The organism is Bianquea renquensis (assembly GCF_014384895.1).
Taxonomy (GTDB): Bacteria; Bacillota; Clostridia; order Lachnospirales; family Bianqueaceae; genus Bianquea; species Bianquea renquensis.
In genome coordinates this window covers 53,040-64,561 of record NZ_JACRSQ010000010.1, presented here as the reverse complement: position 1 = coordinate 64,561, position 11,522 = coordinate 53,040, and the positions used below count along the sequence as shown (strand labels likewise).

The window sequence follows — 11,522 nt, the reverse complement described above, 5'->3', positions numbered from 1 at the left end:
AGACATTTGATGAATATTCTTGCATTCGGAGCGCACCCGGACGATGTGGAAGAGATGTGCTTCGGTACGCTGATGAAATACCGCGCCCAGGGAGATACCATCTTTATTGCCCTCTCCACCAGCGGAAACATTGGCTCCAATTGTCACGCCTCCCGGGAAGAAATCGCGGCGATTCGGGAAAAGGAGCAGCTCCAGGCAGCGGCTCCGCTAGAGGCCAAGGTCAAATTCCTGCGCTTTGATGACGAGGAACTCCGCGATACACCGGAGACTAGAAACGCCTTTCTCAACGCCATCCGCTGGGCGAATCCGGATGTCATCCTGACCCACTCTCCCGCTGATACCAGCACGGACCATGCGGCGACCTCCAAACTCATCACCGAAGTCCTGTTGGTTGTGGGAGCAAAGCTGGTCCCCACTGCGGAACCTCCCATGAATAAAATGCCGGCCCTCTTCTTCTGGGACATTCCAGGCGGCTTTAAGTTTGAACCACAGGTTTATGTGGACATCACACCTATGATGGAGCAAAAGCTCGCGGCGATTGCCTGTCACCAGAGTCAAATGGCCTGGATGGAGGGCTTCCTGAAGGACGAGTATCTGGATTCCATGCGGGCCCAATCGCGCTTTCGCGGATACCAGTGCGGCTGTCACTATGCCGAAGGGTTTATCGCGTTTCAAGCCCTGGGATTTGTGGCCGATTACAGGCTTCTTCCGAGATAAAGGGTGTCCCTCAAGTCATTTCATGACTTTTGGGACACCCTCTGTGTAGAGCTATCGATTTCCCGGCAGCCCCCTTTTTGCACGCCGCCGAGATGAGAAAAGGCAGGGGGCCAGCGGAAGACAAATTCACCGCTGGCAGCGGCGAGACAAACAAGCTGGCGGGGAAATAGGATGAAAAATGCACGCCGGTGAGGCGAGCAACGACAGCGACCGGCGGGGATACAAAACGAAAAATGCACGCCGGCATGGCGAACAACGGCAGCGACCAGCGGGCACACGGTGCCAAATTCTCCGCCGCCAGCGCGAAGACGACCATGCCGGCGGGGATACGGGATAAAAAATGCACGCCGGCATGGCGAACAACGGCAACGGCCGGCGGGCACACGGTGGTAAATTCCTCGCTGCCGGCGGCGAGACGACCATACCGGCGGGGATACAAAACGAAAAATGCACGCCGGCATGGCGAACAACGACAGCGGCCGGCGGGCACACGGTGCCAAATTCCCGCCGGCAGCGCCAAAACGATCATGCCGGCGGGGATACTGAATGAAAAATGCACGCCGGTGAGGCGAGCAACGGCAGCGGCCGGCGGGCACACGGTGCCAAATTCTCCGCCGCCAGCGCCAAAACGATCATGCCGGCGGGGATACGGGATAAAAAATGCACGCCGGTGAGGCGAACAACGGCAGTGACCAGCGGGCACACGGTGCCAAATTCTCCGTCGCCAGCGGCGAGACAAACTAGCTGGCGGGGAAATGGGATGAAAAATGCACGCCGGCATGGCGAACAACGGCAGCGACCAGCGGGCACACGGTGCCAAATTCCCCGCCGCCAGCGGCGAGACGACCATGCCGGCGGGGATACAAAACGAAAAATGCACGCCGGCGAGGTGAGCAACGGCAACGGCCGGCGGGCACACGGTGGTAAATTCCCCGCCGCCAGCGGCGAGACGACCATGCCGGCGGGGATACAAAACGGAAAATGCACGCCGGCATGGTGAGGAATGGCAGCGTCCAGCGGGCACACGGTGGTAAATTCCTCGCTGCCAGCGCCAAAACGACCATACCGGCGGGGATACTGAATGAAAAATGCACGCCGGCATGGTGAGGAATGGCAGCGTCCAGCGGGCACACGGTGCCAAATTTACCGCCGCCAGCGGCGAGACAAACTAGATGGCGGGGAAATGGGATGAAAAATGCACGCCGGTGAGGCGAACAACGGCAGCGACCAGCGGGCACACGGTACCAAATTCTCCGCCGCCAGCGCGAAGACGACCATGCCGGCGGGGATACAAAACGAAAAATGCACGCCGGTGAGGCGAACAACGGCAGTGGCCAGCGGGCACACGGTGGTAAATTCCTCGCCGCCAGCGGCGAGACGACCATACCGGCAGGGAAACGGGATAAAAAATGCACGCCGGCATGGCGAGCAATGGCAGCGGCCGGCGGGCACACGGTGCCAAATTTTCCGCCGCCAGCGGCGAGACGACCATACCGGCGGGGATACGGGATAAAAAATGCACGCCGGTGAGGCGAACAACGGCAACGACCAGCGGGCACACGGTGCCAAATTTACCGCCGCCAGCGCCAAAACGACCATGCCGGCGGGGATACTGAATGAAAAATGCACGCCGGCATGGCGAACAACGGCAACGACCAGCGGGCATACGGTGCCAAATTCTCCGTCGCCAGCGCCAAAACGATCATGCCGGCGGGGATACGGGATAAAAAATGCACGCCGGTGAGGCGAACAACGGCAGCGGCCGGCGGGCACACGGTGCCAAATTCTCCGTCGCCAGCGGCGAGACGACCGTACCGGCGGGGATACAAAACGAAAAATGCACGCCGGCATGGCGAGGAATGGCAGCGACCAGCGGGCATACGGTGCCAAATTTCCCCGCCGGCACCGTCGAGACGACCATACCGGCGGGGATACAAAACGAAAAATGCACGCCGGCGAGGTGAGCAGCGGCCGGCGGGCACACGGTGGTAAATTCCTCGCCGCCAGCGGCGAGACGATCATGCCGGCGGGGATACTGAACGAAAAATGCACGCCGGCATGGCGAACAACGGCAGCGGCCGGCGGGCACACGGTGGTAAATTCCTCGCTGCCGGCGGCGAGACGACCATACCGGCGGGGATACAAAACGAAAAATGCACGCCGGCATGGCGAACAACGGCAGCGGCCGGCGGGCACACGGTGCCAAATTCCCGCCGGCAGCGCCAAAACGATCATGCCGGCGGGGATACTGAATGAAAAATGCACGCCGGTGAGGCGAGCAACGGCAGCGACCGGCGGGCACACGGTGCCAAATTCTCCGCCGCCAGCGCCAAGACGACCATGCCGGCGGGGATACAAAACGAAAAATGCACGCCGGTGAGGCGAACAACGGCAGTGACCAGCGGGCACACGGTGCCAAATTCTCCGTCGCCAGCGGCGAGACAAACTAGCTGGCGGGGAAATGGGATGAAAAATGCACGCCGGCATGGCGAACAACGGCAGCGACCAGCGGGCACACGGTGGCAAATTTACCGCCGCCAGCGCCAAAACGATCATGCCGGCGGGGATACTGAATGAAAAATGCACGCCGGTGAGGCGAACAACGACAACGACCAGCGGGCACACGGTGCCAAATTCTCCGCTGCCAGCGGCGAGACAACCATGCCGGCGGGGATACAAAACGAAAAATGCACGCCGGTGAGGCGAACAACGGGCGGGCACACGGTGGTAAATTCCTCGCCGGCAGCGCCAAAACGACCATACCGGCGGGGATACAAAACGAAAAATGCACGCCGGCGAGGTGAGCAACGGCAGCGGCCGGCGGGCACACGGTGGTAAATTCCTCGCCGGCAGCGCCAAAACGACCACACCGGCGGGGATACAAAACGAAAAATGCACGCCGGTGAGGCGAACAACGGCAGCGGCCGGCGGGCACACGGTGCCAAATTCTCCGCCGCCAGCGGCGAGACGACCATGCCGGCGGGGATACAAAACGAAAAATGCACGCCGGCATGGCGAACAACGGCAGCGACCAGCGGGCACACGGTGCCAAATTTTCCGCCGCCAGCGCCAAAACGATCATGCCGGCGGGGATACTGAATGAAAAATGCACGCCGACGGGCAGTCTTCCAATATATGTAGGGGGGCAGGACTATCCTTTTCCTGACAGCCCCTTCGCATTCATATGGACTTCTTCAACAGCACCGGCGCCATAAGCAATCCGGTCCTACGGAATTGATACTCATAGCTGTACTCCGCATCCTTGGTCCGCCATGCGCCTGGCCCGCACCAGTAAACGGTATCCATGCTGCAATGAAGCTGTCCAAAGCTGCCAAACCGATTTCCAAACACTTTGATGGAAATGGTATGGCGGCCTGCGCTGAGATGCCCCAGTTCAACTCGGTAGGGCAGCAAGGCGATTCGACCTGCATCTTTCCCGTCCACCGCCACTGCGATGACCGGCGCACGGAACTTATCGATCTCCACGGCGTACTCGCCATCCTCCACGTCCACAGTCCACTCATAAGTCACGTTCGCTCCATAGAAGGGAAGTCCCTGATGGGTCCAATCGCTGAAATCCAAACTCCGCACCGGCTCCGTCACCCAGGCTCTAGCGCCGCGCGCTTCCACGCCGAAATCCCCCAGCACGTAGCACCACTCCAGATTAGACTCCTGCATATAGGGCATCTCCAGAAGTAGGGTATTGTCCCCTTTCTGAATGGCGCCCAGCTCCACAGTCTTGATGAACATGTCGGTAAAATATCCGACTGGCGTATTGCTCACCGGTTTACCATTGAAGGTGATTGTGCAGAGCTCTGGCGTCTCCAGTGCCAGCTGAGCCTTATCCACTGCAACTTTGGCGTCAAAGTGGAACCGCAGGCGAAGTGAATGCTCTGGGGTCCGCGTTTTCTCCACAGACCAGGGCTGGGCGAAGGCTTCCATCTTCAGCGGATAGCCCAACCTCGCCCGCAAAATATTGTCGATCCGGAGTACCTCTTCCGTATCGTGCCACGCTTCCTGGTCCAGTGAGTATTCCGCCATGTCAAGCAACAGCACGTTGGGCTCCGACAAGGTAACAGGTGTCGGTCCCCACACTTTTTCCAGGCGCGTCCACTGGCTCTTTGCTGGAGCGGGCGCCGGGCAATCCGCCGCTTTGGTCACAGGCTCTAAGCGGAGCAACAGGCTATCATGCTCATAGAGATCCCGAATCAGCTCTGTCTTTCCATTCTCATAGCCAACAGCAGCGGTGCGGTGGGTTCCGCGGAGTGTGTCATATTCCTCCAGTGTATACACGCCATTCAACAGAATATGGATTTGGTTGACAAGCGGACGGTCTGGTTTCTCCGCCTTTTTACCGTTTGCGATAAACAGCCATTTCCCCTCCGCATCTGTCCGCATCTGATAGATATATCGATTGGATCTGGCCCCGCTCTCAGTCCGGATGTCCAGCTGCCGAACTGGCTCCAGCATCTCCATCAGCGCTGTCCGGTCGAAAGGAATGCGCGCCGCTTGGGCTGCAATCTGGGCGGGAACCGTTGACGGAACCGCGTCCATATATTTCGCAGGTTCCCCCATGAAAATCACCTGACCACCCGCCTCGACGAAGGCTTGCAGCCGCTGAACGGTCGTCGACCGCAGGGTGACGCAGCCCGGCACGATGACCACGTCGTAGGCCATCTCGCCCACGTCAAAGGTCTTCCCCTCCATCAATTCCGGCTGCTGGGACGGCAACAGGGATTCCGCAATAAAATCAAAATCCTGAAGGCCGAATAAAAGCCATTCAATAATCTGGGAGAACTGCTGCTCCATCTGCTGGCGCTTAGCCGCCGTCTGCTCCTTCGGTCCCCAGTACAGCCAGTAGCTCTCGATGGGGTGAATCACCCCAATTTTAACATCCGGTTTTCCGCTGGTCAATGCAGTGTTGACTCTGGCAAAATGATCTTCAATAAGCGGATACTCCTTATACCACGGCGACTGATAGAAAATAGAGGCCGGGTAATCCCGCTTCGCCTCTCCCGCCATGCTCGTCCAGGACAGATGATGAACTCGGGTGGTAACGCCAAGAGCCGCCTGCCAGTCTCCCTGAAGCTTATGGCCGCGGAAATCAAAGTCCCAGTTGGTAACACCGTACAGCTCGCTGGTCATACCGGCGTAACCGTACTGATGGACAGCGCTCTGGCACTGTTTCGCCGTGGAATACTCTCGGTTGTCACACAAAATATCGATTCCTGGTCTCTGGAAATTCCGGTAGGACCGCATGGCCTCCCCGAGAGCATGGGTCTGAGATTCCAGTGTCGGCTCCTCCATCAAATGCCCCGTCAACTCCAGGCCGTTCCTCTTGCACCATCCTCCAACGGTGTCCGCAAAGGCGCTGGAAAACCGCTCCGCTATGTGATCATGGTACCGGTACCGAGCGACGGAAATCTTTCCATCAGGCAGCTCCCAGAATAGTTCTGGCAGTGTGTCAAAGAAATCCTCGCCGTACTGTTCCTGATAGCTATCTGGAATATCGTCTGTGTATGGAAGGATAACTTCCTTTTTCTCCCCAGCAAAACCGAGGGTCGTCTTATGGGCAAATTGCGGCTCATCCGTAAAGATTGCGGGGATCACAGTGCCGAAATAATCGCCCACCGCCTCCTTATACCGCTCATGGGTCACCTCCACGAATCGCTCCACTGCCTTAGGGTTCAGCGTATCCAAGTACGTATAATTGTTCCACCAGGGACTCGGCAGGGAAATTTCCATATATGCATACCAGACATTCTCACCGTCTTCTCCATCCTTGAGCCGGCGATACCCCTTGAGGAACCCATCCTCCAACTTTACATCGAAACGCGCTAACAGGGTTCCATGTCCGCTGGACATAGTCGACATCCCAGACGTCAAGATCTGACTATTGTCATGGCGCGTATCCTGATTGACCGGCGTAAAAACCAGATACCGGCTGCGATACTGCTCATCCTTAGTGACCAGGCCGCCGGCAAAACCCGATGGCCATCGATCTTCATCATAAAGCCACGCCAGCATATTCTCCTTCTCCGCCTTCTGCACCACAGCCCGCACGATATCCATGAACTCATCGCTCAGATAGGGAGTGTCCATTCCTGTGCGGCAATGCATGTGAAAGCCGCCCAGCCCCATCTCTTTAAAATAGTCCACTTCCCGCGTCATCAGCTCCTTGTCCAGCTTACAGTTCCATGCCCAAAAAGGAGCGCCGCGGAATTTTGACGGCGGATTTTGGAATTGTGCTTCCCAATTTGCGTCCATACCCATCCTCCTATATTCTGTTTCTCCTTTATCCCATGACCAGCGATAGCAGATCTCGAACGTCTGCTGTCGCCAGACATTCCACGGTGTCCGATGCGCCGTAGTAGATCTTGACTTCGCCGCTCTCCTCAAGGATCATACCGCCTGGGAAAATGACATTGGTTCGAAACCCGTCGTCAACCTCCCACCTTGTCTCCGGCGCCAAAAGTGGCTCTCTATATAATCCGATAACCTTGCTGGGATCCTCCAGGTCCAACAGCATTAGACCGGCACAGTACCGCTTTCTCCAAGCCTGTTCCCACCCGTTCTTTCCTCGGTTGGGATCGATATCCACCGCGTGGAATAGGGTCAGCCAGCCTTTATCCGTCTTGATGGGGGGTGCGCCAGGTCCCGTCTTATCGTTGGCGTAAGGGACCGCCTCCACCGGCAGCACCAACTTGCTGTCACCCCAATATCGGAGATCCGGCGAGTAGGATAGCCAGGTATCAAACCGGTCTCTTCCCCCTCTGGAGTATACAGGGAAGGGGCGCTCCAGCCTTACATACCGGCCGCCGATTTTTTCTGGAAACAATACCATGTTTCGATTATCTGGCACGGTCAGGGACAGAACCTCTATCTTTTGGAAGTCATCGGTGACCGCAATGCCGCCCCGAAGCCCATGGTTCGTATCCACCGCAAAACATAAGTACACCCGGCCGTCAATCACAGTCAGCCGAGGATCGTAGACACGAGTGATATCCGGATCGTCCATAGCCTCCACCGTCAGAAAAGGTTCCTTCTGAACATCCCAGTGCATTCCATCCCGGCTAAAGGCCAGACCGATCACACAATGTTTGAAGCAGCCTCTCTCCGGCACATAGTCATAGTCATCCCGGAAGGCCATAACATACTGGCCCTCAAATTTGCATACCCCTGCGTTGAAGATGCAGTCTGCCCCATAGGGGATATCTTTCTTAGATAAAATTGGCTCTCCCTTCTGATACCGCTTCACCAGTGGGGAAGAGACCAGCTCCGGCAATACTTTTCCCATATTTTTGCATGTCCTTTCCTATCGATTCCTTTACGCCATAGTTTACACGGTTTGCCGAAAGTTTTCAAGATTTTTTTATCGAATCGTGAAAGAATATTCACCGCTTCCTAGGCTATATACACAGCAGTTCCCCTCGCGGCCCAGGTATTGTATTCCCTCTGCCTCACTGGCTGTAACTCCGTTCTCTACAATATCCCCGGCCGGGAGATAGAGCCTTGCCTCCGTGCCCGCCGGAACCCCAGCGAAGTATCGGATTTCCCCCTCTGTCCGCTCCCAGCCGCTTTCAATCCGGCCGTGAATACTCTCATAAAACCCGTTGGCATACGCAAGACCCTGTATGCAGGGCTTGAGAATAAACCGCGAAAATCCTGGCGCTTCCTCATCCCTGGCGATCCCCAAAACATATTCATATAGCCATGCTCCCACGGCACCTAATGAGTAGTGATTGAAAGAATTCATGCTATTATTTCCGCCAAATCCCTTTTCCACCGTGTAGGAATTCCAGCGCTCCCATATGGTGGTCGCTCCCTGTGTCACCGAGTACAGCCACGATGGATATTCCGTCTGGAAGAGCAGGGCATAGGCATCTTCAGAGTACCCATAGTCACATAGGACGGGGTTCAGCGGCGCCGTCCCCAAAAAACCCGTAGTTACTTTATGGCCAACTTCTCTCGTCCTTCTGGCCAAGTGTTCCGCCGCCTTACCTGCATTCTCACGCGTAAAGATCCCGTAGGAGAGCGGCAACGCATAGGAGCACTGTGTGTCATTGATCTGGCCATCCCAGGACCTAGTTTTACCTGTGGTGTTATCCACAAATGTCACATTCCAAGTCTCCTGAATTTGCTGGAATAGGTTCTCCAGCACCTTTGCCTCCTCCTGTCTGTCAATGGCCCGCGCCATCTTAGCCAAGATCTTTACATCATAGGCGTAGATCGCGTTCCAAATCAGCAGATTGTCCGTGCTCATATCCGAAGCAAGCCAATCGCCCAGCGGCCCCACCTTCCGAAGAAGCACTGGCTCGCCTTTGCTTCTCAGATACTTGATATAGCGCATACAGGCGTCAAAGTTTTCTTCCACAATCCGTCGATCCCCGTACTGCTGAAAAGTTTCCCAGGTCACGATGATGCCGGCACTCTCCCAGGCAATGCCGCCGAAGCCTCCCCCCACCGGTGCGATATTGGGATACTGGCCCTCCGGCGACTGTAAATCTCGGGCGGCCTGTAGAAATCTGGAATAGAAATGGCGCACATCGGCGTTGTATCCCGCTGTTTTGGCAAAGACCTGGGCATCTCCCATCCATCCAAGGCGCTCATTTCGCTGGGGACAATCTGTGGGAATGCTGATGAAATTGGCGGATTGGGACCAGCAAATATTGCGAAACAGTCGATTGACCAAGGGATCGGAGGTTTGGATGTCCCCAGTCCGAGTTCGGATGGAAGAGAGGGCCGCGCATGTGACATCCTCCAGGGCGGGTGGTTCCTCCACCCCTGTAATCTCCACGTAGCGGAACCCATGGAAGGTCAGCTTAGGAAAGAACTCTTCCCCCTGGGGATCCCCCTTGCAGATATAGAGATCCATGGCGCTGGCATCCCGTAGATTCTCTGTCAGAATCAGCCCTGCCAGCGGTCCATAGTCGTTTAGGGGAGGATATACGATTTCCCCATATCGGAACCGGATCACCTGTCCCGGCCTGCCGTGAAGACGGATCTTCGGAACGCCAGCTATATTCTGTTCCAGGTCATAGATATACACACCGGGCTGCGGCTGCCTCATGGATTTAGCTGTCAGAATGTCCACGACGCCCACAGAGGGCCCAATCTGTGCCGTAATCTCCGGGTCCGTATGATTTGGCGCCGGCCACGGCTGCGCCTGCTCCTCCTCCGGTATCGGGACTGGATGAATCCGGGCGGGCGCGCTCCACGCCTCATGGGCATAGGCAGCCGTTGAGAAGGCGGAAATTTCGGCTTCTCGCCTTGCATCATACTGCTCTCCGTGGAAGTTGGACGCGTACAGAACTGGCCCCTCTCCGGAATATCGCCATGACTCACAGTCCGTTCCGATCACCTCCTGAGTCCCATCTTCATAGCGCAGTTCCAACATGGCTAGCAGGGAAGGGCGATCCCCAAAATAGTTGTAATTCATCAAGGTGTAGGTCTGCGCATCACTCCACCAGCCCGAGGCAAGATAGAAGCCCATGGCGTTGGCACCTGGCTGTAACCGTTTCGTGATATCGTAGACCTGATATTGAATATGCTTATCATACTGGGATGCGCCGGGAGTAAACCAATCCTCCGTCAGCGGCGCTCCATTCACGTACCCGTCGTAAATTCCCCTGGCGGTTACATACAGTCGCGCCCTTTTTAATGCCGCGCCGTTCCTTACCATAAAATCGCGGCGAAGCATGGGTTCGGAAGTATGGCTTGGATCCGCGGTCACCAGTGTCCTCCCTCTCTCCGCGCAGAGCAAGAATCCTTCCTCCGTTCTTTCCAGCCGTCCTTCCTCAATGGCTTTCGCAAAGATGCTGTCTTCGCACTCCGCATCCTCCTGGATCAAAACCGCCTTTGGAGTTCGAATATCTCGTACCAACAACGATTGAAAGATTCCGGCACTGCCTGGCGCGGCGGTGAATCCGATCTCATTTAACCGCGGAAAGGTTATAACGTCATTCTGCCCTAACGGATTTAACTGCCGGCCCCGACAGCTTCCGTCGTTCGCTGTCTCATAATCCACCAGCGTGCCGTCCACATAGGCCAGCGCTATATTGCCGCGGACCTCCACAGCCAGCGTGTGAAACTGATGTCTGGATTCATCCATGATGCCCTGGGGCAGTTCAACCGAGGCAAATGGCACCTGGGCACTATCATCCGGGTGATAGCCCACGCGGTAAATATGTAGCCTAGCTGGCACTTTGGAAATGTCCAATTCATAGGAGATGTAGTTTTCACCCTGGATCCAGCTGGTATTTTTTGTGCGGTCCAGGAGCCGGAAATCCTTGGCTCCAAATACGATGCCCGCCTGACAGCTTCCCTCCGGAATCCGCAATCTCGCCTCAATCCAAAAAATTCCCTTAACATTTGCGCATAAGCCCGGTCTCGGCGCGCCTATCCAGACGGCTGGCTCCCAAGCCGATTCTCTCGCATCCATCAGTCCTGTCTCAAATCGGTCTTCGGCGAGAGCGGCATCTCCCTCCATATTCCAGGCGGTCACAGTCCACCGGTACGATGAACGAGGGCGCAAGGCTGTGCCCTGATACGAAATCTCCGAGGTCCACGCCTCTTCCACACGCCCACTGTCCCACACCAACTCTCCTGTGTCCTCCAGAAAGACTTGAATCTCATAGGCCGCTTGCATCGTCCCCCGCGCTCTGCTCCCTAGCTTCCATGAAAACCTTGGCATATCACAATCGATAGCTAGAGGTGTTGTCATCGCCTCTACCTGTAAGTCATACACTGTCCACGAAGTTTTGCCCATTTTCTGTCCTCCTTTGTCCCTATTGGGATCAGTATAC

General features: G+C 56.5%; 14 protein-coding genes. 11 read left to right on the top strand and 3 right to left on the bottom strand.

The genetic code is table 11. The features are described 5' to 3' along the window. Positions 1-9: 9 nt before the first annotated feature. The 11 genes from H8730_RS08360 (at position 10) to H8730_RS08315 (ending at position 3,820) form a co-directional block, all read left to right on the top strand. The gene (locus H8730_RS08360; protein WP_249289695.1) at positions 10-717 is read left to right on the top strand and encodes a PIG-L deacetylase family protein; all 708 of its coding nucleotides are present in this window, start codon (positions 10-12) and stop codon (positions 715-717) included. A 178-nt stretch (positions 718-895) separates the two neighbouring features. Beyond that, the gene (locus H8730_RS08355; protein WP_249289694.1) at positions 896-1,054 is read left to right on the top strand and encodes a hypothetical protein; all 159 of its coding nucleotides are present in this window, start codon (positions 896-898) and stop codon (positions 1,052-1,054) included. Between the two features lie 3 nt (positions 1,055-1,057). Then, positions 1,058-1,267 (top strand): hypothetical protein, encoded by a 210-nt coding sequence (locus tag H8730_RS08350; RefSeq protein WP_249289693.1) that lies wholly within the window; start codon positions 1,058-1,060, stop codon positions 1,265-1,267. 3 nt (positions 1,268-1,270) lie between these two features. Continuing rightward, positions 1,271-1,717, top strand: a complete 447-nt coding sequence (locus H8730_RS08345; RefSeq protein WP_249289692.1) for a hypothetical protein — start codon at positions 1,271-1,273, stop codon at positions 1,715-1,717. Next, on the top strand, positions 1,699-1,824 hold the full coding sequence (locus H8730_RS17605; protein WP_283243913.1) for a hypothetical protein: 126 nt from the start codon (positions 1,699-1,701) through the stop codon (positions 1,822-1,824). The genes H8730_RS08345 and H8730_RS17605 overlap by 19 nt, the downstream gene beginning before the upstream one ends. Positions 1,825-1,912: 88 nt before the next feature. Further along, a complete protein-coding gene (locus H8730_RS08340) occupies positions 1,913-2,230 on the top strand; it encodes a hypothetical protein (protein ID WP_249289691.1) in 318 nt (105 codons plus the stop codon). A gap of 3 nt (positions 2,231-2,233) precedes the next feature. After that, on the top strand, positions 2,234-2,461 hold the full coding sequence (locus H8730_RS08335; RefSeq protein WP_249289690.1) for a hypothetical protein: 228 nt from the start codon (positions 2,234-2,236) through the stop codon (positions 2,459-2,461). Further along, on the top strand, positions 2,448-2,681 hold the full coding sequence (locus H8730_RS08330) for a hypothetical protein (protein ID WP_249289689.1): 234 nt from the start codon (positions 2,448-2,450) through the stop codon (positions 2,679-2,681). Before H8730_RS08335 ends, H8730_RS08330 begins: the two co-directional genes overlap by 14 nt. Next, entirely contained in the window at positions 2,663-3,097 is a 435-nt protein-coding gene (locus H8730_RS08325) for a hypothetical protein (RefSeq protein WP_249289688.1), read from the top strand. Before H8730_RS08330 ends, H8730_RS08325 begins: the two co-directional genes overlap by 19 nt. Before the next feature lie 93 nt (positions 3,098-3,190). Further along, positions 3,191-3,418 carry a hypothetical protein gene (locus H8730_RS08320; RefSeq protein WP_249289687.1) on the top strand — a complete coding sequence of 76 codons (228 nt, stop codon included), beginning with the start codon at positions 3,191-3,193 and terminating at the stop codon, positions 3,416-3,418. An 84-nt stretch (positions 3,419-3,502) separates the two neighbouring features. Continuing rightward, positions 3,503-3,820, top strand: coding sequence for a hypothetical protein (locus H8730_RS08315; protein WP_249289686.1), 318 nt, complete (start codon positions 3,503-3,505; stop codon positions 3,818-3,820). A 77-nt stretch (positions 3,821-3,897) separates the two neighbouring features. Here the strand turns inward: H8730_RS08315 and H8730_RS08310 are convergent, their stop codons facing one another. The 3 genes from H8730_RS08310 to H8730_RS08300 all read right to left on the bottom strand — a co-directional run bounded on the left by H8730_RS08310 (position 3,898) and on the right by H8730_RS08300 (position 11,485). Continuing rightward, on the bottom strand, positions 3,898-6,984 hold the full coding sequence (locus H8730_RS08310; RefSeq protein ID WP_249289685.1) for a type 1 glutamine amidotransferase family protein: 3,087 nt from the start codon (positions 6,982-6,984) through the stop codon (positions 3,898-3,900). 28 nt (positions 6,985-7,012) lie between these two features. Further along, on the bottom strand, positions 7,013-8,014 hold the full coding sequence (locus tag H8730_RS08305; RefSeq protein ID WP_249289684.1) for a glycoside hydrolase family 130 protein: 1,002 nt from the start codon (positions 8,012-8,014) through the stop codon (positions 7,013-7,015). Positions 8,015-8,089: 75 nt separating this feature from the next. After that, positions 8,090-11,485 (bottom strand): alpha-L-rhamnosidase, encoded by a 3,396-nt coding sequence (locus H8730_RS08300; protein ID WP_249289683.1) that lies wholly within the window; start codon positions 11,483-11,485, stop codon positions 8,090-8,092. Positions 11,486-11,522 lie beyond the last annotated feature (37 nt).

What these genes read in the sequence shown, in the direction of transcription:
- H8730_RS08300 (WP_249289683.1), bottom strand. Translation starts at nt 11,485, where the DNA reads ATGGGCAAAACTTCGTGGACAGTGTATGACTTACAGGTAGAGGCGATG.
- H8730_RS08355 (WP_249289694.1), top strand. Translation starts at nt 896, where the DNA reads ATGCACGCCGGTGAGGCGAGCAACGACAGCGACCGGCGGGGATACAAA.
- H8730_RS08360 (WP_249289695.1), top strand. Translation starts at nt 10, where the DNA reads ATGAATATTCTTGCATTCGGAGCGCACCCGGACGATGTGGAAGAGATG.
- H8730_RS08330 (WP_249289689.1), top strand. Translation starts at nt 2,448, where the DNA reads ATGCACGCCGGTGAGGCGAACAACGGCAGCGGCCGGCGGGCACACGGT.
- H8730_RS08315 (WP_249289686.1), top strand. Translation starts at nt 3,503, where the DNA reads ATGCACGCCGGCGAGGTGAGCAACGGCAGCGGCCGGCGGGCACACGGT.
- H8730_RS08325 (WP_249289688.1), top strand. Translation starts at nt 2,663, where the DNA reads ATGCACGCCGGCGAGGTGAGCAGCGGCCGGCGGGCACACGGTGGTAAA.
- H8730_RS08310 (WP_249289685.1), bottom strand. Translation starts at nt 6,984, where the DNA reads ATGGACGCAAATTGGGAAGCACAATTCCAAAATCCGCCGTCAAAATTC.
- H8730_RS08305 (WP_249289684.1), bottom strand. Translation starts at nt 8,014, where the DNA reads ATGGGAAAAGTATTGCCGGAGCTGGTCTCTTCCCCACTGGTGAAGCGG.
- H8730_RS17605 (WP_283243913.1), top strand. Translation starts at nt 1,699, where the DNA reads ATGCACGCCGGCATGGTGAGGAATGGCAGCGTCCAGCGGGCACACGGT.
- H8730_RS08335 (WP_249289690.1), top strand. Translation starts at nt 2,234, where the DNA reads ATGCACGCCGGTGAGGCGAACAACGGCAACGACCAGCGGGCACACGGT.
- H8730_RS08350 (WP_249289693.1), top strand. Translation starts at nt 1,058, where the DNA reads ATGCACGCCGGCATGGCGAACAACGGCAACGGCCGGCGGGCACACGGT.
- H8730_RS08345 (WP_249289692.1), top strand. Translation starts at nt 1,271, where the DNA reads ATGCACGCCGGTGAGGCGAGCAACGGCAGCGGCCGGCGGGCACACGGT.
- H8730_RS08320 (WP_249289687.1), top strand. Translation starts at nt 3,191, where the DNA reads ATGCACGCCGGCATGGCGAACAACGGCAGCGACCAGCGGGCACACGGT.
- H8730_RS08340 (WP_249289691.1), top strand. Translation starts at nt 1,913, where the DNA reads ATGCACGCCGGTGAGGCGAACAACGGCAGCGACCAGCGGGCACACGGT.